The organism is Ectobacillus soli, from assembly GCF_042610425.1.
Lineage (GTDB): Bacteria > Bacillota > Bacilli > Bacillales > Bacillaceae_G > Ectobacillus.
This window is the reverse complement of record NZ_JBGJZM010000002.1, coordinates 367,675-390,134: the sequence shown is the minus strand read 5'-3', so window position 1 is coordinate 390,134 and position 22,460 is coordinate 367,675. Positions and strand designations below refer to the sequence as shown.

The window sequence follows — 22,460 nt, the reverse complement described above, 5'->3', positions numbered from 1 at the left end:
TTTCCTTTCGTTGTATAATGAAAGCGCGAACAAAATTAGATAAATTGCGCCAAGAATCGACATACGGAGAAGGATTATTCATTTCATAGTTGAAACGGGGGACTTATAAAAATGAAGTTTTTCATTGATACGGCGAATCTAGAAGAAATTAAAGAAATTAATAGCATGGGAATTATTGCTGGTGTAACAACTAATCCAAGTCTTGTTGCAAAGGAAAAAGGAGTATCCTTCCATGACCGATTGCGGGAAATCACCTCGATCATTAAGGGATCTGTAAGTGCTGAGGTAATCAGCTTAAACGCAGAGGAAATGATTGCAGAAGGAAAAGAACTGGCTCAAATAGCCCCCAATATTACCGTGAAGGTTCCAATGACGCCAGATGGATTAAAAGCAGTAAAGGTACTTAGCGAGCTTGGTATTCAAACAAATGTTACATTGATTTTCAGTGCGAACCAAGCGCTATTAGCTGCCCGTGCCGGAGCTACATATGTATCGCCGTTTTTAGGTCGGTTGGATGATATCGGACACAATGGTCTTGAGCTTGTTGAAACAATCTCAACAATATTTTTGCAACATAATATTCAAACGGAAATTATTGCTGCATCCATTCGACATCCGCTTCATGTAACGGAAGCTGCTCTTCGCGGGGCACACATTGCTACCATTCCGTTCAAGGTTTTCCATCAGCTTATGAAACATCCGTTAACAGATAAAGGGATTGAACAATTTCTTCAAGACTGGAATAATCGCTAAACTGCCGAAATCGTTATCTTTTTTTTCAGAAAAGTTAGCGGCGACTTGGCACAAAGAGCCATGTTTTAGTATGTCGGTTGTAAAAGCATACAAGTACGGGTAACCATAGTTCTTTTGACTCTTTTGCCAAGGTCAGGCAAAATGGAAGGTAGAATGTGAATTTTTTTAGGAAGGGGCACGAAATGGAAAAATTACGTATTGTGGGCGGAACACGTTTAAACGGGACCATTCGAGTAAGCGGTGCAAAGAATAGTGCAGTGGCCTTAATTCCTGCAACCATTCTAGCAGATTCACCCGTGACAATCGGAGGGGTACCGAATATTTCTGACGTGAGAATGCTAGGTGATTTACTAGAAGAAATTGGCGGTAATGTGATCTATAACGGACAAGAAATGATTGTAGATCCGTCTCATATGGTAGATATGCCAATGCCTAATGGTAAGGTGAAAAAGTTACGTGCCTCCTACTATTTAATGGGTGCCATGCTCGGACGCTTTAAAAAGGCGGTCATTGGTCTTCCTGGCGGCTGTTATTTAGGACCTCGTCCGATAGATCAACATATTAAAGGATTTGAGGCGCTAGGAGCCGAGGTGACGAACGAGCAAGGTGCGATTTACCTTCGTGCGAAAGAACTACGAGGAGCCCGGATTTACTTGGATGTCGTAAGCGTAGGTGCTACAATTAATATCATGTTAGCTGCTGTTCGTGCGAAAGGTAGAACTGTCATTGAAAATGCGGCGAAAGAGCCGGAAATCATTGATGTGGCTACCTTGCTAACGAGCATGGGAGCTCGCATTAAAGGTGCGGGAACTGATGTCATACGCATTGACGGTGTTGATTCACTGCATGGCTGTAATCATACGATTATACCGGATCGAATTGAAGCAGGAACGTATATGATTCTAGCTGCTGCAATCGGTCGTAGAATTGTGATTGAAAATGTTATTCCGCAGCATTTAGAATCTGTTACGGCCAAGCTTCGTGAAATGGGCGTTCACATTGAAACCGATGACGATCAAATCGTTGTAACTAGCGTAGCAAGTATGAAGACCGTGGATGTGAAGACGCTTGTCTATCCAGGCTTTGCAACAGATTTGCAACAGCCGTTTACTGTGCTGCTAACGAAGGCAAGCGGCACCGGAGTTGTGACCGATACAATCTACGGAGCTAGATTTAAGCATATCGATGAATTACGTCGAATGAATGCTAAGGTGAAGGTAGAAGGGCGTTCCGCCATTGTCACAGGTCCTGTTGATCTACAGGGGGCCAAGGTAAAGGCAAGTGATCTTCGTGCGGGGGCAGCGCTTGTCATTGCGGGGTTAATGGCAGAGGGTATGACAGAGGTTACCGGACTTGAACACATTGATAGAGGGTATGAAGATTTAGTAGACAAGCTGCGTGGTCTTGGCGCACACATCTGGCGCGAACAAATGTCGGATCAGGAAATCGAACAAGTACAAAACTCATAATTTACGGCTAAAAGGAGAGGGATTATTTTGGAAAGAAGTTTATCCATGGAATTAGTTCGTGTAACAGAAGCAGCAGCTTTAAACGCTGCTCGTTGGATGGGACGCGGTGTAAAGGATGAAGCGGATGGTGCAGCAACATCTGCCATGCGTACAGTTTTCGATACGATACCGATGAAAGGAACTGTTGTAATCGGGGAAGGCGAAATGGACGAAGCGCCTATGCTGTACATTGGAGAAAAACTAGGTACAGGTTATGGACCACGCGTTGACGTAGCAGTAGATCCGTTAGAAGGTACGAACATTGTATCCTCAGGCGGTTGGAATGCATTAGCGGTGTTAGCAGTGGCTGATCATGGTAATCTATTACACGCACCTGATATGTACATGGATAAAATTGCAGTTGGCCCAGAAGCAATTGGTAAAGTTGATATTAATGCACCGGTTATTGATAATCTACGTGCGGTTGCTAAGGCAAAAGGAAAAGATATTGAAGACGTAGTAGCAACTGTGTTATATCGCGAACGTCATGCAAAGCTAATTGAAGAAATTCGCAATGCAGGTGCTCGTATCAAGTTAATTGATAACGGGGATGTAGCAGGAGCTATTAATACGGCTTTTGATCATACAGGTGTTGATATTCTATTCGGTTCTGGCGGAGCGCCTGAAGGGGTTATTGCAGCCGTGGCATTAAAATGCTTAGGCGGCGAACTTCAAGGAAAGCTTCTTCCGCAAAATGAAGAAGAATTAATTCGCTGTGGTAAGATGGGCATCGAAGACATTAACCGTGTGCTTTACATGGAAGATCTAGTTCGCGGAGATGACGCTATTTTCGCTGCAACTGGTGTAACAGATGGTGAATTGTTAAAAGGCGTTCAATTTAAAGGAACGTTTGGTACAACCCAATCACTAGTAATGAGAGCGAAATCAGGAACAGTTCGTTTTGTTGATGGTCGTCATAGCCTTCACAAAAAACCAAATCTAGTAATCAAGTAATTCATTACAAATAGAATATCGGCTCGGACTTGTAGAAATTCTTCCTGCCTTTGCTCCTCTTTGGCAGGAGGAACTCTACTAAGCCAAGAAGGACATGCCCCGTCCATCTTTTATGTAAATATCCAAAATAGGATAAAAATTTCCATTGACAATATAATGCTAATCCGTATACATTCAAAGATAGAGTTAATTTTGTTCGTATTCTCCAAATACCATTTTCATTTTTTATAGTTTTTTCCCTTATTCTAAATAGAATGCAAGTAACAATTGATTAAATGCGGAAAAAAGAGGTTACAATAGTGAATATTATTCTACTTGCACGTACTCTTTCATAAATACCTTCCGTTCAAATTCCTATTCATTCAATTCAAATAAAAGTAAAGTTAAAGCGTGGTGTCTCGATGAGTTTAACAATCTCAGCATTAGAAAGCATGAAGTTAAAAGAACTATATGAACAAGCAAAGGAATTTAAAATTTCTTATTACAGCAAGCTAACGAAAAGAGAGCTCGTGTTTGCAATCTTGAAAGCACAGGCAGAAAAAGAAGGCTTCTTCTTTATGCAAGGCGTACTAGAAATTATTCAATCAGAGGGTTTTGGTTTTCTTCGTCCAATCAATTACTCCCCAAGTTCTGAAGATATCTACATTTCCGCTTCACAAATCCGTCGTTTTGATTTACGTAACGGAGATAAAGTATCTGGGAAAGTTCGCCCTCCAAAGGAAAATGAACGATATTTTGGTTTACTACAAGTGGAAGCTGTTAACGGTGAAGACCCTGAAACGGCAAAGGAACGTGTGCATTTTCCAGCACTAACACCGCTCTATCCGGATCGGCAAATGGTACTCGAAACAGAGCCGAAGAATTTATCCACTCGTATTATGGATATTCTTGCACCTGTTGGCTTTGGACAACGTGGTCTCATTGTTGCTCCTCCGAAGGCTGGTAAAACGATGCTATTAAAGGAAATCGCTCATAGTATTACAACGAATCATCCAGATGCAGAGCTTATCGTCCTCCTCATTGATGAACGTCCAGAAGAGGTAACCGATATTGAACGTTCTGTTGCAGGTGATGTAGTGAGTTCCACATTCGATGAAGTACCGGAAAATCATATTAAAGTGGCTGAGCTAGTACTTGAGCGTGCGATGCGTCTCGTTGAGCATAAAAAAGATGTTATTATCTTAATGGATAGTATTACTCGTCTTGCACGTGCCTACAATCTAGTCATTCCTCCAAGCGGTAGAACATTGTCTGGTGGGATTGATCCAGCTGCTTTTCACCGTCCAAAACGATTTTTCGGGGCAGCCCGTAATATTGAAGAAGGCGGTAGCTTAACGATTTTGGCTACAGCACTTATTGAAACAGGTTCTCGTATGGACGATGTCATTTATGAAGAATTTAAAGGAACAGGTAATATGGAGCTTCATTTGGATCGTAATTTATCTGAACGTCGCGTGTTCCCGGCAATTGATATTCGTCGTTCTGGAACGCGTAAGGAAGAACTTCTTCTTCCAAAAGAACGATTGGATAAATTATGGACGATTCGCAAAACGATGTCAGATACTCCTGATTTCTTAGAGCGGTTCTTACGTCTTCTACGGAATACAAAAACAAATGAAGAGTTTTTTCAATTGATTATGGCTGAGAATAAGGGAACAGTGTCTACTAAGTAAAGCTTCGTACTGGATAGAATGCCAAAAAAATAAACAGTGAATTATAGCTAACATATAGTTGCAAAAAGTAAAGTGCACTGTTATAATTTCCTCATGTGTGTTTTATCGTTAAACTATGCTATTTTAGCATTTGATAATGAACTCTGTTTCTAACATGATTCAGGGCGGAAGGAGTTGAAAGATAATGAAACAAGGAATTCATCCAAAATACAATAAAGTAGTGTACATGGACATTAACACTGGCTTTAAGTTTCTAAGCGGATCTACAAAGTTCTCTAACGAAACGATTGAATGGGAAGACGGCAACACATATCCGTTATTCAAAGTGGAAATCAGTTCTGATTCTCACCCATTCTACACAGGACGTCAAAAATTTGCTACGGCAGATGGACGTGTTGATCGCTTCAACAAAAAATACGGTCTTAAGTAATGTATCATTTTGCTACTACGGGGTTCGCTCCGCAAAGACAAAATGTGATTGCGTAAGTAAAGCAGGCAAGCTAAGCTTGCCTGCTTTTTTGCGGAGTCGCATCCAACTGCTTCTTATGAAATAAGGGAGGCTTTTTTTATGTATGTAATGAACCGAAATGGCTGGGTTGAAGTGATATGTGGAAGTATGTTTTCTGGTAAGTCAGAGGAATTGATTCGACGCGTCAGACGAACACAATTTGCGAAGCAGCATGTCATTGTATTGAAACCGAGCATCGATAAACGATATAGTGAAGAAGATGTAGTCTCACATAATGGAGCGAGTATTACAGCAGTTCCGGTTACCTCTTCAACTGAAATATATGATTATGTAACAGAAGAATTAGATGTAATTGCTATTGATGAAGTACAGTTTTTTGATGAGGGCATTGTGGAAGTGGTGCAAACACTTGCAAACCGAGGCTTTCGTGTCATTGTTGCTGGTTTAGACCAGGATTTTCGAGGTCTACCATTTGGACAAGTTCCTCAGTTAATGGCCATTGCGGAGGGTGTGACAAAGCTGCAGGCGGTTTGCTCTAAGTGCGGGGCACCTGCAAGCAGAACGCAGCGTCTAATTAACGGAGAACCGGCATCCTTTGAGGATCCCATTATTCTAGTGGGAGCATCGGAGTCCTATGAACCACGTTGTCGCCATTGTCATAAAGTACCAGAAGAAGTATAAACGTTGTTGATGTAGATTGGATCCGAAAAGGGTTTGCAACTTGCTTTTTACTCTTCTTGCGGATTATACTAATGTATTAGAAACTTAGGATGTTGAGGTGAGTGACGTGTTAGATCGACTACAGGCAGTAGAATACCGTTACGAGAAGCTCAACGAACTTTTGAGCGATCCTTCTGTCGTAAATGATCCGAAAAGGCTTCGTGAGTATTCGAAGGAACAGTCTGACATTCAAGAAACAGTGACTGTCTATCGTGAGTATAAGGGCATCCGTGAGCAAATAGCAGATGCAAAAACAATGCTAGAGGATAAATTAGACGCTGATATGCGTGAGATGGTTAAAGAAGAAATTTCTGATTTAGAAGCACAGGAAAAAGAATTGGCAGAGAAGTTACGCCTTCTTCTTATTCCGAAAGATCCTAATGACGATAAGAACGTTATTATTGAAATTCGCGGTGCAGCAGGCGGTGATGAAGCAGCCTTGTTTGCAGCTACTTTATATCGTATGTATAGCCGTTATGCGGAAATGCAAGGCTGGAAATGCGACGTTATTGAAGCAAGTTATACAGAGCTTGGTGGTTTTAAAGAAATCATTTTCATGATTAACGGCAAAGGTGCGTTCAGTAAGATGAAGTTTGAAAATGGTGCACACCGCGTACAACGTGTGCCAGAAACAGAGTCAGGCGGCCGTATTCATACTTCCACGGCAACGGTAGCTGTCCTGCCTGAAGCAGAGGAAGTAGAAATTGATATTAACGACAAGGATATTCGCGTAGATACATTTTGTTCCAGTGGTCCAGGAGGACAAAGTGTTAATACAACGATGTCAGCGGTGCGTTTAACCCATATTCCGACAGGAGTAGTTGTATCCTGCCAGGATGAAAAATCACAAATTAAAAACAAAGATAAAGCAATGAAGGTACTTCGTGCACGTGTGTACGATAAATTTCAACAAGAAGCACAGGCTGAGTATGATCAAAACCGGAAGCAAGCAGTTGGAACCGGCGATCGCTCAGAACGGATTCGTACGTATAACTTCCCGCAAAACCGCGTGACGGACCACCGCATTGGTTTGACCATTCAAAAGCTTGACCAAATTCTGCAAGGAAAACTGGATGAAGTAATCGAGGCTTTAATTATGGAAGATCAGGCCAAGAGGATGGAGGACGCAGAATAATGCGCGTATATGAAGCCCTCAAATGGGCTTCTTCTTTTTTGCGGGAAAGAGGACGCGATGACAATAGCGGAGAGCTACTTCTTCTCCACACACTTGGGACCGATCGAACAGGTATGCTAATGAAATTGCAGGACGAACTTACTACGAAGGAGCAGGCACTGTTTGAAGAAATGGTACAGCGTCATTCTGAAGGAATTCCTCTTCAGTATATTACGGGTTATGAAAGCTTTTACGGACGCTTGTTTCATGTAAACGAAGAAGTACTTATTCCTCGCCCAGAAACAGAGGAGCTTGTCCTTCATGTTCTAAAGCGGATTCAGCGGGTATTTGGCCCCTCAATGCTTAAAGTTGCTGACATTGGTACGGGAAGCGGTGCGATTGCTATTACATTAGCATTAGAAAATTTGCATCTATCCGTATCAACCGTGGATATAGCTCTTACGTCGCTTACGGTTGCCAAGCAAAATGCAAGTGAACTCGGGGCCAATGTAACATTCTATCATGGCGATTTACTTAAGCCATTTATACAGGCTGGCCAAAAGCTAGATGTTGTCGTTTCTAATCCGCCGTACATTCCATATGAGGAATGGGAGGAGCTATCTCCTGTTGTGAAGGAGCATGAGCCGCCCCGAGCTTTAGTTGGCGGAGTAGATGGGCTTGACTTCTACCGCCGCTTTATGGAGGAACTGCCACTCGTGCTAAACGACCGTGCGATTGTTGCCTTTGAATACGGAGCGGGGCAAAGCGAGGCCATTTCGCAGATGCTAGTCGAAACATTTCCAGAGGCAACTGTAGATATTATCTATGATATAAACGGAAAAGACCGAATCGTCATTGCAGAAATAGGCTAACAATTTTTTTAGATTCATAGTTTAAGATTTCTCTCATCTGTCCACACTGTTACTACTAGAAAGGACGGTGTAGATGGTGAGAAAAAAACTAATTGCTTATCTGATTTTACTCGTAATGGGCGCGCAAATTACGGCGCATTTTGGATATACGAAGGCACAGGCAAATACGATTCCAAATGATGCAATCAGACTTCGCATTTTAGCAAATAGTGATAGCGAACAAGACCAGGCGTTAAAGCGGAAAGTTCGCGACCGTGTGAAGGAGCAAATTGATACGTGGGTAGCAGACCTTCGTTCTGTGGAGGAAGCACGTGTAATCATTCAAAGCCGCACTCCCCAGCTTGAAAAAACTGTCGCACAAGTGTTGAAGGAAGAGCATAGCAATCAATCGTACAAGGTTGAATTTAACACGCATATATCCTTTCCGACCAAGGTATATGGCAATTTCATTTATCCAGCAGGAGAATATGAGGCTGTTTTGGTCACCTTAGGAAAGGGTGAAGGGGCGAACTGGTGGTGCGTCCTATTTCCTCCCCTATGCTTTCTCGATTTTGGAACAGGTACGGCTATTCAGAAAGAACCAGCAAAGGTAGAGCAGCAGCCGGATGAAACACCGTCTACGGTAAAAACAGAAGAGACAGAGCAACCAAAACCTATGCATACGGTTAAAACGAAGACTGTGGATAAGCCAGCAGTTATGCACAGTAAGCAGATTACTTCTAAGGTAAATGAACGGGTGCGGCTAATGAAGGAAGAGCAACTATTGCATGATGAAGAAGCAAATGCAGAGGTAAAGGAAAAGCAACCGCCAACTGTAAAAGTAGACGATGCAGGGGAGCCAGTAAAGGTAAAGTTTTTCCTTGTTGAAGTGATTTCCTCTTTCTTTTCAAAATAAGGACTGTTTGCAGCACCTCCTTCATACGTTATAGAAGGAGGTGAATGCGATGCGTTTTGCAACAGAGCAAGATATTCCACGTCTTATAGCCTTTCTTGGACAGGCTCGTGTGGGTGCGGAAAACATAGCGCCAGTTTTGGGGCAGTTTCTCATTTATGAAGATGAACAAGGTGAGATCCAGGCGACAATTGGGTATGAACGAAGTCAAACGGACGCCTTACTACGGTCCCTTGTGCTACGACCGGCGGTGAATCCTATGCATATACTGGCATTACTACAGACACTTTTACAAAGTTTGCAGCAAAAAGGGATGACGAGCGTCTATATGATCGCAAAACGGAAAAGCGATCTTCCACTTTTCCACATGTTTGGCTTTCAACATGTGGAAAAAGTACCGGAGCATATAACTGAGATGGAGCACTTTAAAAAGAATGTGGATAAGGACTCTATTATTTTGAATTGTCAGCTATTCACAATGTTATCCACCGTTTTATAAGGGTTATTCACAATCTGTGGATAAACCCTATTTGTAGTTGCCGCTTTTTTCGTAGTAAACTAGATAAATAATGATTTTCTTACAAGAAAAAGGACGTGTTTATATCATGAAAACAAAGATTTGGTCTGTGGATAAAAATGTTGAAAAAGAAAGCACATATCCACAACTTCAGGAAGCTGCAAATCTTCTGCAGCAAGGAGAGGTCGTAGCCTTTCCAACTGAAACCGTTTATGGCCTCGGTGCAGATGCAACAAATGAGGAGGCAGTGCGAAAGATTTTTGAAGCAAAAGGAAGACCGAGTGACAACCCTCTCATCGTTCATATTGCAGACCAAGAGCAACTGACGCCGCTTGTATCTAGTATTCCCCCCCTTACTCAAGTGTTGATGGAAAAATTTTGGCCTGGTCCGCTTACGATTATTTTTCCAAGTTCGAATCATGTGGCAACAAGGGTAACGGCGGGGCTAGACACGGTTGCTATTCGTATGCCGGATCATCCTGTCGCACATGCGCTACTGAAAATGGCCCATGTTCCTATCGCAGCACCAAGTGCAAATGTATCGGGACGCCCGAGCCCAACGCTTGCTTCTCATGTCAGTACGGATTTAAACGGAAAAATTGCCGGTATTGTTGACGGCGGTGCGACCGGCGTCGGAGTGGAATCAACAGTACTTGATATTACAAGTGATGTTCCTACCATTTTACGTCCAGGCGGTATAACAAGGGAGCAACTAGAGGAAGTAATTGGCCCGGTGCTGTTGGATAAAGGGCTTCAGGATCAATCGCAAAAACCAAAGGCACCCGGCATGAAGTACAAGCACTATGCACCGAAATCTCCGCTCACTATCGTTGAAGGCTCGCGCGAATATGTGCAGCAGCTTGCATCGAAGCAAGAAGGGAAAAAGGTTGGCATTTTAACAACAGAGGAAAATGCGGACTTCTACCAAGCGGATCAAGTACTCGTATGCGGCAAACGGGCAGATCTTGCGACAGTTGCCGCCCATTTATATGATACGCTGCGAAAGTTTGATGAGGTTGGGGTAGATGTGATTTACAGTGAATCCTTTCCGAGAGAAGGATTGGGCAATGCAATCATGAACCGGTTAACGAAAGCAGCCGGCCATCATATCATCGTTGAAAAATAGCTTCTATCCTCCTTAGGACGTGCATATGTTTAAGTAGCGAGTCCAAGGAGGGAGCATATGGGCATAGAACATATCATCGGGGAGCTGGTAACACTCGTTATTATGGCATTTGCCCTCGGGTTAGATGCTTTTTCGGTAAGCCTAGGAATGGGAATGACCCGATTGAGATGGGGGCAAATCTTATACATAGGCATGATTATTGGTTTGTTTCACGTTATTATGCCACTTTTAGGAATCGTAATCGGCCGTCTCTTATCAGAAAAATTCGGATCGCTGGCTATGATAGTAGGAGGCGTACTCTTACTCGGTCTTGGATTTCACATTTTGTACTCTTCATTTTTGAGAGGAAACGAAGAGCGATCCATACAGGCGACTGGACTTGGCTTATATGTATTTGCCTTTGGCGTCAGTTTAGACAGCTTTTCTGTCGGATTAAGCCTTGGCATATACGGAGCACGTACAGTGGCAACCATTGTTATTTTTGGACTTGTCAGCGCACTTCTCACCTGGGCAGGGCTTATTTTGGGTCGCCACGCAGAGAAAATGCTCGGAACTTACGGACAAGTGCTCGGTGCAACTATCCTCATTGGATTTGGCTTGAAGTTATTATTTCCTATATGAAAAAAGCGAAGAGAGCGTTTGGACTTCGCTTTTTTTGTGGGGTTGGTGGGGTCGGGGAAAGATGGAACCGGTTAAAGGCGGGAATGGTGGAATTAACGGCGGCGCGATTGAAGACTGCAAGTCCGATTTTTTTGGGTTCAGGGGAATCAAAGCACCCGATTGAAGACTGCAAATCCGATTTTACTTGGTTCAGGGGGATTAAAGCACCCGATTGAAGACCGCAAATCCGATTATTCCAGGTTCTAGGGAATCAAAGCACCGGATTGAAGACCGCAAGTCCGATTATTCCAGGTTCGAGGGGATCAAAGCACCCGATTGAAGACCGCAAATCCGATTTTACTGGGTTCAGGGGAATCAAAGCACCCCATTGAAGACCGCTATCCCGATTATTCCGGGTTCGAGGGAATCAAAGCGCCCCAATGCTGATTCTATTAATGACTCTTTGAAGCAAGGGAATCATGCTGGGAAGAACAGGCTCGGTACGATTTCGCTGCCGTTTGGCATGCGCTGAAAAATTGTAACTGAATCATAAAAAAAACAAGCACGGCCTAGGCCGTGCTTGTTTCGTTAGAGAGTATTATTATTTAAATAAAGCGTATGCTCCAGGGCCAGATAATGCAACGCCAACTGCTACGGCGATTAATACAAGATTATATTCATATCCGTTTGCTGTAGCCCATAAACCGTTTTTACCATGTACAGTAGCAATTCCTACAACCATCGTGATAACAATTAGGATTGCACCTACCCAAGTAAGTACACCAGCTGCGAATAAAAGTCCTCCAACAAATTCAGAAGCACCAGCCATAAATGCCATAAACACTCCTGGTTTTACTCCGATTGATTCTAACCAACCACCAGTACCTTTTAAGCCGTAGCCACCAAACATACCGAAAAGTTTTTGCGCGCCGTGACCAATGAAAAGAAGTCCGATGATTAAACGAATAATTAAAAGTCCTAAGTCTAACATAATTTGTAATTCCTCCTGAAATATTTATTAACTTACTTTACATAAGCTATCATAATTCAGTAACTTACTTTTGTCAAGCGACTTATAATAAATTTATTAAATGAAATTTAATTTCCTTCCGTAGACCGTTAATATGGAGGTATATGAGCCATACGCGATTAGTGATTGATACGCATTTGATTTCTAATTTTACAAAAAAACAAATAAAGTGGTTATTAGCCTTTACATGGTTTTGGTACGATAGCCTTGTACTTGGAAACTAGGACATTACATAAAATCCACGCATTTTGTACGGAAAATGCGTGGATTTTTTTGTCAATTTAGTAAATGTTAAATAAAAGTTATTCAATAATAAATATATGCTGTTCGCCACGTTCGATGACCGTTTGTCATGTGAGGACGATGGCTGTTTTTTTCGTGGATTTCTGGATGGGTGCCTGTTTTAATGGTTTTTCAGACATTCTGTTACCAAGTTTCCCACTGTTGCAGTATGATAGAAGTATATGCTTGCAGAAACTACAAGCGTAAGGAGGCAGATGGTATGAACATCCTATTTGTTTGTACGGGAAATACGTGTCGCAGTCCGATGGCAGAGGCAATCTTTCGTCATTATGCAAAGGAATCTCATGAAGTACAGTCAGCGGGCTTATTTGCGCAGCCGGGGAGCGATGCATCGACGCATGCAAAGCACGCATTAGAGAATAAGGGCATTGCAGTGAATCATAGCTCACAGCAGGTGACGGAGGAATTGCTTGACTGGGCAGATTTGATCGTAACGATGACGGGAAGCCATCGTGATAATATCCTCATTTTTTATCCTCATTTAAGTGGGAAAATTGTTACATTATATGAAGCGGCTGGGGAATCAAAACGCGATATAACGGATCCGTATGGTGGTTCACTTTCTGTTTATAAAGAGACACTAGATGAACTGGAAAATCTTATTCAACGTTTTATTGAAAAACTAGAGCAGGAACATTCGTAAAGATCATCGTTTCGTGTATAATAATAGATTGGAAATCAGTATTGGAGGGACAACACATGAAAGTAATCGTAGCATCAGACCATGGTGGTATTAATATTCGTAAGGAAGTTGTAAGTTTATTAGAAGAAATGGGAATACAATATACAGATTTAGGCTGTGAATGTGAAGCAGGCTCTGTTGATTATCCTGATTTTGCATTTCCGGCAGCAGAGAAGGTTGCAAGCGGGGAATATGATCGTGGTATTTTAATTTGCGGAACTGGAATCGGTATGTCGATTGCTGCAAATAAAGTAAAAGGAATTCGCGCGGCGCTTGTGCATGATATGTTTAGTGCGAAGGCAACACGTCAGCATAACAATAGCAATATTTTAACAATGGGTGAACGTGTTATTGGCCCCGGTCTTGCAAGAGAAATCGCGCGTCTTTGGTTAACAACGGAATATGAAGGCGGACGTCATGAACGAAGAGTAGGCAAAATCGGTCAATACGAAGCAGAGTAATTCTTGTTGAAAAAACGAGAACGATTCTTATTTTTTGCCAAGTATAAGCATGCTATAATGAACCCCAAATCCACGAAAGGAAGAAAATCGTGATGGATGAGTTAGCAATATGGAAACAACAATTACACACAGCACTTACTGATTATCAAGAGCAGGCTCACTTACAGGAAGGCGATCTTTTTGTAGTTGGATGCAGTACGAGTGAAGTAATTGGTGAGAGAATTGGTACAGCGGGAACGATGTCTGTAGCAGAGACGATTTATACCGAATTAAAGCAGTTTCAAGAGGAAACAGGCGTTATGCTTGCCTTCCAAGGCTGCGAACATATAAACCGAGCTCTTACCATTGAGCGCAAGGCGGCAGAGCGCCGTGGATTTGAAATGGTATCTGTAATTCCGGTACGTTCGGCAGGTGGCGCTTTGTCGACTTTTGCCTATCATCATATGAACGATCCCGTTGTCGTTGAATTTGTAAAAGCAGACGGCGGCATTGACATTGGTGATACCTTCATCGGCATGCATCTTAAGCATGTGCCTGTTCCGATACGAACAAGTATCAAAGAAATCGGTCAAGCCCATGTCACCATGGCGAAAACAAGACCAAAGCTAATCGGCGGTGCAAGAGCTGTCTATGCAGTGGATAATGAGTCGGTAATGAGCACAAAATAAGGAGAGAATAGCAAGAGGGAGAAATCCTTTTTGTTATTCTCTTTTTTTTATGAGGCGTGGGGTATGGGCTCCTGGCGTGTACGATCGAAACCTGATAAAATGCGATCCAATCCCAGAGAATCCGAACCCAAATTCGGAGTCATTTCAATGGAAAAATAATGTTTAACAGAAAAATGTATCATTTTTCAGTTAATTCTCGATTTTTTCTTTTACCTTGTCACAAGTCATGTTAGAATGTAAATGACCAAAACGTGAATATTAGAACGAATTACTAAAACAACATTCGTATTTTCTATATAAATGCCAATGTTTCAAAGCTGTGCAACGTAGTTCGTCAAGAAAAAAGGGGGATTCACATGAATCATGTTAAGCTGCAAGATGAAAAGGTGTATGAAGCAATTCAATTAGAATTAGGGAGACAACGTTCGAAAATTGAATTGATTGCGTCTGAAAACTTCGTAAGTGAAGCGGTTATGGAAGCACAAGGTTCTGTTTTAACAAACAAATATGCAGAAGGCTATCCAGGCAAACGTTATTATGGCGGTTGCGAATATGTTGACATTGTTGAAGATATTGCAAGAGATCGCGCGAAAGAAATCTTCGGTGCAGAGCATGTTAACGTTCAACCACACTCTGGCGCCCAAGCAAACATGGCGGTTTACTTCACCATTCTAAATGCTGGCGATACGGTTCTTGGTATGAACTTATCTCACGGTGGCCACTTAACGCATGGTAGTCCTGTTAACTTTAGTGGTGTGCAATATAACTTCGTTGAATACGGCGTAGACGAAGCAACACAATATATTGACTATGACGATGTATTGGCAAAGGCTAAAGAACATAAGCCGAAGCTTATCGTAGCTGGTGCAAGCGCATATCCACGTGTGATTGACTTCAAGAAATTCCGTGAAATTGCTGATAGCGTAGGCGCATACCTTATGGTCGATATGGCACACATCGCAGGCCTTGTAGCAGCAGGATTACACCCAAGTCCAGTCCCTTACGCACACTTTGTTACAACAACAACACATAAAACATTACGCGGACCTCGCGGCGGTATGATTTTGACAAGCGAAGAATTCGGTAAGAAAATTGATAAATCGATCTTCCCTGGTATTCAAGGTGGTCCGCTTATGCACGTTATCGCAGGGAAAGCCGTTGCATTTGGCGAAGCACTTCAAGATGAATTTAAAGAGTATGCAGCAAACATCATTGCAAATGCACAGCGTCTAGCTGAAGGCTTACAAAAAGAAGGCTTAACACTTGTTTCTGGCGGAACGGACAACCATTTACTACTTATCGACGTTCGTAACCTTGAAATTACAGGTAAACTTGCTGAGCACGTTCTTGATGAAGTCGGCATTACTGTTAATAAAAATACGATTCCTTACGATCCAGCAAGCCCATTCGTAACGAGCGGTATCCGCATTGGTACAGCAGCGGTTACGACTCGCGGCTTTGGTCTTGAAGAAATGGACGAAATTGCATCTCTTATTGCATTCACATTGAAAAATCATGAAAATGAAGCAGCATTAGCAGAGGCGAAGCAACGCGTTCAAACTCTTACAGATCGTTTCCCAATGTACAAAGAATTGTAAGAAAATAAATACGAAAGGACCGTTACAATATACTTGTAACGGTCCTTTTTGTGTTTAGCCCTTGAATAATAATTCCGTTTTCTATACAATCGTAAATGGTGCAATTTTAACCCCATTCAAAGGAGAGAGTTCCATGGGAAAACTATATGTATTTGATCATCCTTTAATTCAACATAAGCTAACATATATCCGCGATAAGAATACGGGTACGAAAGAATTCCGTGAATTAGTAGATGAAGTAGCAAGCTTAATGGCTTTTGAAATTACACGCGATCTACCGCTTGAAGAAATTGAAATTGAAACGCCGGTAAGTGTAGCGAAGACAAAGGTACTTTCTGGTAAAAAATTAGGAATCATTCCAATCCTTCGTGCAGGTCTTGGTATGGTGGATGGAGTTTTAAAATTGATTCCGGCTGCTAAAGTTGGTCACATTGGTCTATATCGTGACCCAGAAACATTGCAACCGGTTGAATATTATGTAAAACTTCCATCCGATATAAACGAGCGCGATTTCATCGTAGTGGATCCGATGCTTGCAACAGGTGGTTCTGCATCAGAGGCTATTAATTCGTTGAAGAAACGCGGAGCAAAGAATATTAAACTGATGTGTATTTGTGCAGCACCAGTTGGTGTAGAGTTTGTACAAACTCAGCATCCTGACGTTGACATCTACGTTGCAGCACTGGATGAAAAGCTAAATGATCATGGCTACATCGTTCCAGGCTTAGGAGACGCAGGAGACCGTTTATTCGGAACAAAATAAAGAAAAGGAGGCTGTCCCAAAAGTCATTGAAACATGACTAGTGGACAGCCTTTCTTAGTTTCTAAAAATAAGCACAAAAAATTGTCTTATCTACCTCTTCGGATCATTTGTAACTCATTTTGGATCAATTCCCTCACGGTTTGGATCAATTCTATGCATATCTGGCTCATTTTTATCTGGAGGAGTATGGCTTCTTGACTATCTCTACCTCTTCGGCTTATTTGTTACTCATTTTGGATCAATTCCCTATTGTTTCGGATCAATTCTGTACATATCTGGATCATTTTTATCTGGAGAGGCATGGCTTTTTGGTTATCTCCACCTCTTCGGCTTATTTGTTACTCATTTTGGATCAATTCCCTCTCATTTCGGATCAATTCTATACATATCTGGCTCATTTTTATCTGGAGGGGCATGGCTTCTTGGTTATCTCCACCTCTTCGGATTATTTGTTACTTTCAAAAAATAAAGATTAAGAAAAATTCATCTATTTTTCTGTTGTATATCTCCTCTCCTATTGCGCAAGCTACGAAGTGGGAGGGATGCCTGTGTTTCGTATTGGTATTATGCTAATGTGCTTGTTTGCAGCTGGTGCTCAGTCGTTTCCAGAGCGGCCATCTGCTCCGCTTCGCTATTTGGATGAGTGGGAGATTTCCATTTTGGAAGTAGAGCCGTCTACAGTAGAGGCAGTAGAACTAATGATTCAAAAGCAATATCCAGATGTTACGGTGCGGCACATTTACAAAACTGCAATGTCCGGAATGAGTGTGCGGGGGAAACGCAGTGCTGCAGCGGGATTGCAAAAGATTCCTGGGGTCATTCGCGTGACCCCTGCGTCGACTTATACGATGGATGTGAGCGAGAGCGTTCCGTTTATTGGCGGACATGAGGCGCGCTCATACTTTGATTCTACCGGGGCCCGGCTTACGGGAAAAGGTGTGAAGATTGGCATTATTGATACCGGTATTGATTATACTCATCCAGATTTGCGCCGAAATTATAAGGGTGGGTTTGATGCCATCGACGGGGATAATGACCCGATGGAGGCGAAGAGTAAGGGAGCGACCTCACATGGCTCGCATGTGGCTGGTATTATTGCTGCAAATGGAAGGTTCCGAGGCGTTGCGCCAGATGCCGAGATTTATGCGTACCGGGCGCTTGGTCCAGGTGGACGCGGCTCGACGGAAACGGTACTTGCTGCGATTGAAAAAGCAATAGAGGATAAGGTGGATATATTAAATCTATCGCTCGGTAATGATGTGAATGGTCCGGACTGGCCGACGAGCAGGGCTTTAAACCGCGCTACAGCGCGTGGAATTGTGGCCGTTACTGCCTCCGGTAATTCGGGGCCTGCTTTATGGACAGTCGGCTCCCCAGGGGCAGCAGAGGACTCTATTTCGGTCGGAGCCTCTACCTCAGAAATCTCCATCCCTTATTTGAAAACGAGTGGCAGAGAGGTGCGGCTCAGTTTATTTGAGGGATCTCCGCCATGGTCACTGCAGCAAGCAAGTTTTGTCTATGCAGGTATGGGGAAAAAAGAGGATATGAAGCACGTAACAGGAAAGGTCGTTCTTGTAGAACGCGGGGACCTAACCTTTTCGGAAAAAGTGAAGTATGCAGAGGAAGCAGGGGCGTCGGGTGTACTCATTTACAATAACTCGCCTGAGTTGTTTTTCGGTGTAGTAAAAGGTGTGCACATTCCATGCGCGGCCATTTCCGGCGACGACGGAGAATGGTTGCGACGTCAGCCCTCTCCTTTGTTTCGTACGACTGTGAAAAAGGAAAAGGATACGATTGCCCCGTTTAGCTCGCGGGGCCCTGTTACGGTGACGTGGGGCATTAAGCCTGACGTCGTTGCACCGGGCGTCGGCATTACGAGCACAATCCCGGGCGGCTACAAATCGCAAGCAGGAACGAGCATGGCTGCTCCGCATGTGGCAGGCGCTGCTGCACTTCTAAAGCAGGCGCATCCTACATGGAAGCCAGAGCGGATAAAGGCTGCTCTTATGAATAGTGCGAAGCTCCTTTATAAAAACGATGCCTTGTACCATGTATATGAGCAAGGTACCGGCCGCATACAGCTCGGGGCAGCACTCCATATGGAAACCCTCCTCTATCCTGCTTCGATTCCACTTGGACTCGTTTTGAAAAAAAATAGCCCGGTATCGCGAAAACAGATGGTAACAATCGATAATGTAAGTGAGAAGGAACAGAGGGTTATCTTTTCTACGCCGTCCTTTATCTCTGGCATACAATGGAAAATACCGCATACTTTGTATGTAAAGCCTCATGAAACAAAGCAAGTGATGATAGAAGCCTTGCTTACTCCCTCTTTTTTAGAAAAGGGATTGCATGAAGGCTATGTGCATGTGACGGCGGGAGTACATCGCATAGCAGTGCCATATATGTTTTTTGTAGAAGAGCCGAACTATCCGCGCATTATGGGATTTCAATTTGCAAAGGGCGATGCACCGAATACGTATAAATATAGTATGTATTTGCCGGGCGGTGCCGATGAGATGGGAATTGTTTTGTATAATCCTGTCACATTTCATTATGTGGATTTTATTGAATTCCGTCAAAATGTGACAAATGGGATGCAACATCGTGTTATAGTTGTAAAAGAGCAGATAAAAGGTACATACAAAGCTCTTATTTTTGCTAAAAAAGGTAGGAAAGAAGATACAATAGAGAGGACTCTTAACTTTTAGAATTGTGTAATAAATATGAAAATTGGGTAATATATGGGCATTAAGTTTTTTTGTTTTTTTGCTTTTAGTCGTTGACACTATTAAACACACTATTGTATGCTAACAATGGGATAAATGATAGGGCTTACAGTGACATGTTTTTGACTGTTTATTGACAAAAACCATAATGATTCGATTTTTTTCAACTATTCTCCCGAAAAATGAGTTACGATTATCTCAACGCATTTGCTTCCACATGATTTCCTCATATCCGTCTGGAGGGATGAACGCTTGCAAGGAAATAATAAAAATCCGATGAAAGCTTATGCTCTTATGACTGGTGTTCTTTCTTCACTTGCGGGATCCATTTTAGTGGGAATTTTCGGCGGTAAATGGCTCGACAGTTTGTTTGGTACATTTCCATTATTCCTTATTATTGGGCTGTTGCTCGGTTTAGGGGCAGGTGTGTACGCAATGACGAAACTCATTTCACAATTTTACGCAGGAGACGAATAATGGTTGATATGCATGTGCTGGTTCGCAGACAAACAAAATATTTATTTTACACTCTAGCCGTTTTCGTTTTAGGCTATGGGGTCACGCCGTATCATAAGGCCTTTATTGGACTGATGATGGGCTCAATTGTGGGCTTTTTAAGCCTGCGTCTTGTTGCGTTTAAGACGGACAAGTTACTTGACAGGGTTGTAAAAGGCGATACAAAAGTGCGCTTTAAAGCAACTGCAGTTAGTACATACTCACGCTTAGCAACGATTGGATTACTAATCATTTTTGCCTTTCGGTATAAAGATTTAGTAGAAGCGTGGGCCATCGGACTTGGATTATTGACGGGGTATCTTGTCATGATCATAGATTTTTTATACTTACAGTATACCGGCAGGGAAGAGAGGTGAATTACTAGTGGAACACGGTAAATTAGTTGAGTTTTTGGGCTTAACGTTTGACTTGTCCAGCGTTTTAATGACAACTGTTGCAGCACTTATTGTGTTCTTGATCGCTGTATTGGCTACACGCACATTGGCTCTCCGCCCAACAGGTATTCAGAATTTTATGGAGTGGGTTTTTGACTTTGTAAAGAATATCATTAATAGCAATATGGATTGGCAAACAGGAGGCCGCTTCTTAACGTTAGGGGTCACTTTAATCATGTATATCTTTGTTGCTAACATGCTCGGACTACCATTTTTGGTTTCAGTTCATGGAGGAGAAGAAACGGTTACATGGTGGAAATCCCCAACATCTGACCCAGCTATTACGCTTACATTAGCCGTGATGGTAGTTACCCTCACTCATTTTTATGGAATAAAGTTGAAGGGAGCTCGTCAATATTTTAAAGATACGTTCTTGCAACCAATTTGGTGGCTACTACCTTTAAAAATAATTGAAGAGTTCGCAAACACACTAACTCTTGGTCTTCGGCTATTCGGTAACATTTACGCAGGTGAAATTTTGTTAACGTTATTAGCGGGGTTAGGTACAAGCAGTGTGTTAGGAGCTGTGGGTGGCGGTGTAGCAATGCTTGCATGGCAAGGTTTCAGTATTTTTGTAGGCTCCATCCAAGCGTTCATTTTCACAATGTTAACTATGGTGTATATGGCTCATAAAATCAGTCATGAACATTAATAAATTGCATTACATTATATATTTATAATTTAAAAGGAGGACATTTAAAATGAATTTAATCGCAGCTGCAATTGCAATTGGTCTAGCGGCACTTGGTGCTGGTATCGGTAACGGTTTAATCGTATCTCGTACAGTTGAGGGTACTGCTCGTCAACCAGAATTACGCGGGGTTCTTCAAACAATCATGTTCATCGGGGTTGCATTAGTTGAAGCCCTTCCAATCATCGCAGTAGTTATCGCATTTATGGTTCTTAACAAATAAGGGATGATCCCCTACCAACTAATGGCGAAGATCGTTTTATGAACTTCTTCGCCATTGCTTTATGATGAAAAAATTCAGTCTTTTTTTGTAGGCGAAACTATTGAAGGGAGTGAATCCTAATGCTTTTAGGGGCTGCCATTCCGTATGGAACGATGATATATCAATTGGTAATTTTCCTAATTCTATTAGCATTGCTTCGTAAATATGCTTTCGGTCCGTTGATGAACATTATGAAACAACGTGAAGAACATATTGCGAGCGAACTTGAAGCTGCTGAACAAAACAATTCTGAATCCAAGAAATTGGTTGCAGAACAACGTGAGTTCATGAAGCAATCGAAAATAGAAGCACAGGAGTTAATCGAAAGAGCGAAAAAGCAAGCGGAAGAACAAAGAGAAGGCATAGTTGTTGCTGCGAAGGCAGAAGCAGAAACAATTAAAGATGCTGCACTCAGTGAAATTAAGCGTGAAAAAGAACATGCAATTGCTGCATTGCAAGAACAAGTGGCGTCTCTATCTGTTCTAATTGCTTCTAAAGTAATTGAAAAAGAACTGAAAGAAGAAGACCAAGCCAAACTTATTCGTGACTACATGAACGAAGTAGGAGAAGTACGATGAGTATGGAGCTAGTTGCCAAACGTTATGCAGTCGCTCTTTTTAAAATTGCAAAAGAACAACAGTTGCTTGAAACGTTCGAAGAAGAAATACGATCTATTAAGCAAGTGTTTGAAACAAGTGATCTTGCCTTGTTTTTACAACAACCAAACATTTCTAGTGAAAAGAAGAAAGCGTTGTTAAGCCAAGCCTTTACTTCTGTTTCACAACAAATTTTAAACACATTATATATTTTGATCGACAATCATCGTGAAGAAATCGTTGCCGATATGGCAGACGCTTTCTTCGCACTAGCGAATGAAGAACGCAATGTGGCAGATGCCCTTGTTTACTCCATTCGTCCGTTAACAGAAGCAGAAAAAGTAGGCGTAGCCGAAAGCTTTGCTAAAATGAGCGGAAAAGATGCAATTCGTATTCAAAATATTGTCGACGATAGTTTGCTTGGCGGCATTAAAGTCCGCATCGGCAACCGTATTTACGATGGTAGCTTAAAAGGAAAATTAACGCGTATTGAACGCACACTTTTGAACAATAGATAGGGGTGAAACGC

25 protein-coding genes are annotated in these 22,460 nt (G+C 42.3%); 24 read left to right on the top strand and 1 reads right to left on the bottom strand.

From position 1 onward, the window contains the following. The first annotated feature begins 111 nt into the window (after nt 1–111). The 12 genes from fsa (at nt 112) to ACAN53_RS13685 (ending at nt 11,219) form a co-directional block, all read left to right on the top strand. Complete coding sequence (fsa, locus tag ACAN53_RS13740) at nt 112–753, top strand: fructose-6-phosphate aldolase (RefSeq protein ID WP_379970685.1); 642 nt, start codon at nt 112–114, stop codon at nt 751–753. A gap of 182 nt (nt 754–935) precedes the next feature. Next, nucleotides 936–2,222: a UDP-N-acetylglucosamine 1-carboxyvinyltransferase gene (locus tag ACAN53_RS13735; protein ID WP_379970684.1), complete on the top strand. Its 1,287-nt coding sequence runs from the start codon at nt 936–938 to the stop codon at nt 2,220–2,222. A gap of 27 nt (nt 2,223–2,249) precedes the next feature. Then, complete coding sequence (gene glpX / locus ACAN53_RS13730) at nt 2,250–3,215, top strand: class II fructose-bisphosphatase (protein ID WP_379970683.1); 966 nt, start codon at nt 2,250–2,252, stop codon at nt 3,213–3,215. 401 nt (nt 3,216–3,616) lie between these two features. Next, on the top strand, nt 3,617–4,888 hold the full coding sequence (gene rho / locus ACAN53_RS13725) for a transcription termination factor Rho (protein ID WP_379970682.1): 1,272 nt from the start codon (nt 3,617–3,619) through the stop codon (nt 4,886–4,888). Between the two features lie 184 nt (nt 4,889–5,072). Continuing rightward, entirely contained in the window at nt 5,073–5,318 is a 246-nt protein-coding gene (locus ACAN53_RS13720) for a type B 50S ribosomal protein L31 (RefSeq protein WP_379970681.1), read from the top strand. A gap of 138 nt (nt 5,319–5,456) precedes the next feature. Further along, complete coding sequence (locus tag ACAN53_RS13715) at nt 5,457–6,038, top strand: thymidine kinase (RefSeq protein ID WP_379970680.1); 582 nt, start codon at nt 5,457–5,459, stop codon at nt 6,036–6,038. A 106-nt stretch (nt 6,039–6,144) separates the two neighbouring features. After that, nucleotides 6,145–7,212 carry a peptide chain release factor 1 gene (gene prfA, locus ACAN53_RS13710; protein WP_379970870.1) on the top strand — a complete coding sequence of 356 codons (1,068 nt, stop codon included), beginning with the start codon at nt 6,145–6,147 and terminating at the stop codon, nt 7,210–7,212. Then, complete coding sequence (gene prmC / locus ACAN53_RS13705; protein WP_379970679.1) at nt 7,212–8,063, top strand: peptide chain release factor N(5)-glutamine methyltransferase; 852 nt, start codon at nt 7,212–7,214, stop codon at nt 8,061–8,063. Before prfA ends, prmC begins: the two co-directional genes overlap by 1 nt. 73 nt (nt 8,064–8,136) lie before the next feature. Then, nucleotides 8,137–8,958: a stage II sporulation protein R gene (gene spoIIR, locus ACAN53_RS13700; RefSeq protein ID WP_379970678.1), complete on the top strand. Its 822-nt coding sequence runs from the start codon at nt 8,137–8,139 to the stop codon at nt 8,956–8,958. A 49-nt stretch (nt 8,959–9,007) separates the two neighbouring features. Further along, complete coding sequence (locus tag ACAN53_RS13695; protein WP_379970677.1) at nt 9,008–9,454, top strand: mechanosensitive ion channel protein; 447 nt, start codon at nt 9,008–9,010, stop codon at nt 9,452–9,454. A gap of 106 nt (nt 9,455–9,560) precedes the next feature. Further along, entirely contained in the window at nt 9,561–10,598 is a 1,038-nt protein-coding gene (locus tag ACAN53_RS13690; protein ID WP_379970676.1) for an L-threonylcarbamoyladenylate synthase, read from the top strand. A 57-nt stretch (nt 10,599–10,655) separates the two neighbouring features. After that, nucleotides 10,656–11,219, top strand: a complete 564-nt coding sequence (locus ACAN53_RS13685) for a manganese efflux pump MntP (RefSeq protein WP_379970675.1) — start codon at nt 10,656–10,658, stop codon at nt 11,217–11,219. A 580-nt stretch (nt 11,220–11,799) separates the two neighbouring features. Here the strand turns inward: ACAN53_RS13685 and ACAN53_RS13680 are convergent. Continuing rightward, a complete protein-coding gene (locus ACAN53_RS13680) occupies nt 11,800–12,189 on the bottom strand; it encodes a DoxX family protein (RefSeq protein ID WP_379970674.1) in 390 nt (129 codons plus the stop codon). A 541-nt stretch (nt 12,190–12,730) separates the two neighbouring features. On the opposite strand from ACAN53_RS13680, the gene ACAN53_RS13675 reads away from it, so the two are divergent. From ACAN53_RS13675 to ACAN53_RS13620, 12 genes are all read left to right on the top strand, one after another. Further along, nucleotides 12,731–13,174 carry a low molecular weight protein arginine phosphatase gene (locus ACAN53_RS13675; RefSeq protein WP_379970673.1) on the top strand — a complete coding sequence of 148 codons (444 nt, stop codon included), beginning with the start codon at nt 12,731–12,733 and terminating at the stop codon, nt 13,172–13,174. Nucleotides 13,175–13,230: 56 nt separating this feature from the next. Beyond that, entirely contained in the window at nt 13,231–13,674 is a 444-nt protein-coding gene (rpiB, locus tag ACAN53_RS13670; RefSeq protein WP_379970672.1) for a ribose 5-phosphate isomerase B, read from the top strand. 92 nt (nt 13,675–13,766) lie between these two features. Continuing rightward, nucleotides 13,767–14,342, top strand: a complete 576-nt coding sequence (locus ACAN53_RS13665) for a TIGR01440 family protein (RefSeq protein ID WP_379970671.1) — start codon at nt 13,767–13,769, stop codon at nt 14,340–14,342. A 356-nt stretch (nt 14,343–14,698) separates the two neighbouring features. After that, nucleotides 14,699–15,940, top strand: a complete 1,242-nt coding sequence (gene glyA, locus ACAN53_RS13660) for a serine hydroxymethyltransferase (protein WP_379970670.1) — start codon at nt 14,699–14,701, stop codon at nt 15,938–15,940. A 133-nt stretch (nt 15,941–16,073) separates the two neighbouring features. Continuing rightward, a complete protein-coding gene (gene upp, locus ACAN53_RS13655) occupies nt 16,074–16,703 on the top strand; it encodes a uracil phosphoribosyltransferase (protein WP_379970669.1) in 630 nt (209 codons plus the stop codon). A 548-nt stretch (nt 16,704–17,251) separates the two neighbouring features. After that, on the top strand, nt 17,252–19,414 hold the full coding sequence (locus tag ACAN53_RS13650) for a S8 family serine peptidase (protein WP_379970667.1): 2,163 nt from the start codon (nt 17,252–17,254) through the stop codon (nt 19,412–19,414). A 270-nt stretch (nt 19,415–19,684) separates the two neighbouring features. Then, nucleotides 19,685–19,909, top strand: a complete 225-nt coding sequence (locus tag ACAN53_RS13645; protein ID WP_379970666.1) for an AtpZ/AtpI family protein — start codon at nt 19,685–19,687, stop codon at nt 19,907–19,909. Next, the gene (locus tag ACAN53_RS13640) at nt 19,909–20,304 is read left to right on the top strand and encodes an ATP synthase subunit I (RefSeq protein WP_379970665.1); all 396 of its coding nucleotides are present in this window, start codon (nt 19,909–19,911) and stop codon (nt 20,302–20,304) included. The genes ACAN53_RS13645 and ACAN53_RS13640 overlap by 1 nt, the downstream gene beginning before the upstream one ends. 7 nt (nt 20,305–20,311) lie before the next feature. Then, nucleotides 20,312–21,034, top strand: a complete 723-nt coding sequence (gene atpB / locus ACAN53_RS13635) for a F0F1 ATP synthase subunit A (protein ID WP_379970664.1) — start codon at nt 20,312–20,314, stop codon at nt 21,032–21,034. Between the two features lie 49 nt (nt 21,035–21,083). Then, on the top strand, nt 21,084–21,296 hold the full coding sequence (atpE, locus tag ACAN53_RS13630; RefSeq protein WP_379970663.1) for a F0F1 ATP synthase subunit C: 213 nt from the start codon (nt 21,084–21,086) through the stop codon (nt 21,294–21,296). Nucleotides 21,297–21,415: 119 nt separating this feature from the next. Further along, nucleotides 21,416–21,913, top strand: a complete 498-nt coding sequence (gene atpF, locus ACAN53_RS13625; protein ID WP_379970662.1) for a F0F1 ATP synthase subunit B — start codon at nt 21,416–21,418, stop codon at nt 21,911–21,913. Beyond that, nucleotides 21,910–22,449: a F0F1 ATP synthase subunit delta gene (locus ACAN53_RS13620; RefSeq protein WP_379970661.1), complete on the top strand. Its 540-nt coding sequence runs from the start codon at nt 21,910–21,912 to the stop codon at nt 22,447–22,449. The genes atpF and ACAN53_RS13620 overlap by 4 nt, the downstream gene beginning before the upstream one ends. Nucleotides 22,450–22,460 lie beyond the last annotated feature (11 nt).

What these genes read in the sequence shown, in the direction of transcription:
- ACAN53_RS13690 (WP_379970676.1), top strand. Translation starts at nt 9,561, where the DNA reads ATGAAAACAAAGATTTGGTCTGTGGATAAAAATGTTGAAAAAGAAAGC.
- rpiB (WP_379970672.1), top strand. Translation starts at nt 13,231, where the DNA reads ATGAAAGTAATCGTAGCATCAGACCATGGTGGTATTAATATTCGTAAG.
- atpF (WP_379970662.1), top strand. Translation starts at nt 21,416, where the DNA reads ATGCTTTTAGGGGCTGCCATTCCGTATGGAACGATGATATATCAATTG.
- ACAN53_RS13665 (WP_379970671.1), top strand. Translation starts at nt 13,767, where the DNA reads ATGGATGAGTTAGCAATATGGAAACAACAATTACACACAGCACTTACT.
- prmC (WP_379970679.1), top strand. Translation starts at nt 7,212, where the DNA reads ATGCGCGTATATGAAGCCCTCAAATGGGCTTCTTCTTTTTTGCGGGAA.
- ACAN53_RS13680 (WP_379970674.1), bottom strand. Translation starts at nt 12,189, where the DNA reads ATGTTAGACTTAGGACTTTTAATTATTCGTTTAATCATCGGACTTCTT.
- ACAN53_RS13720 (WP_379970681.1), top strand. Translation starts at nt 5,073, where the DNA reads ATGAAACAAGGAATTCATCCAAAATACAATAAAGTAGTGTACATGGAC.
- atpE (WP_379970663.1), top strand. Translation starts at nt 21,084, where the DNA reads ATGAATTTAATCGCAGCTGCAATTGCAATTGGTCTAGCGGCACTTGGT.
- ACAN53_RS13735 (WP_379970684.1), top strand. Translation starts at nt 936, where the DNA reads ATGGAAAAATTACGTATTGTGGGCGGAACACGTTTAAACGGGACCATT.
- ACAN53_RS13695 (WP_379970677.1), top strand. Translation starts at nt 9,008, where the DNA reads ATGCGTTTTGCAACAGAGCAAGATATTCCACGTCTTATAGCCTTTCTT.
- ACAN53_RS13715 (WP_379970680.1), top strand. Translation starts at nt 5,457, where the DNA reads ATGTATGTAATGAACCGAAATGGCTGGGTTGAAGTGATATGTGGAAGT.
- ACAN53_RS13640 (WP_379970665.1), top strand. Translation starts at nt 19,909, where the DNA reads ATGGTTGATATGCATGTGCTGGTTCGCAGACAAACAAAATATTTATTT.
- spoIIR (WP_379970678.1), top strand. Translation starts at nt 8,137, where the DNA reads ATGGTGAGAAAAAAACTAATTGCTTATCTGATTTTACTCGTAATGGGC.
- ACAN53_RS13675 (WP_379970673.1), top strand. Translation starts at nt 12,731, where the DNA reads ATGAACATCCTATTTGTTTGTACGGGAAATACGTGTCGCAGTCCGATG.
- ACAN53_RS13620 (WP_379970661.1), top strand. Translation starts at nt 21,910, where the DNA reads ATGAGTATGGAGCTAGTTGCCAAACGTTATGCAGTCGCTCTTTTTAAA.
- upp (WP_379970669.1), top strand. Translation starts at nt 16,074, where the DNA reads ATGGGAAAACTATATGTATTTGATCATCCTTTAATTCAACATAAGCTA.
- ACAN53_RS13685 (WP_379970675.1), top strand. Translation starts at nt 10,656, where the DNA reads ATGGGCATAGAACATATCATCGGGGAGCTGGTAACACTCGTTATTATG.
- fsa (WP_379970685.1), top strand. Translation starts at nt 112, where the DNA reads ATGAAGTTTTTCATTGATACGGCGAATCTAGAAGAAATTAAAGAAATT.
- rho (WP_379970682.1), top strand. Translation starts at nt 3,617, where the DNA reads ATGAGTTTAACAATCTCAGCATTAGAAAGCATGAAGTTAAAAGAACTA.
- glyA (WP_379970670.1), top strand. Translation starts at nt 14,699, where the DNA reads ATGAATCATGTTAAGCTGCAAGATGAAAAGGTGTATGAAGCAATTCAA.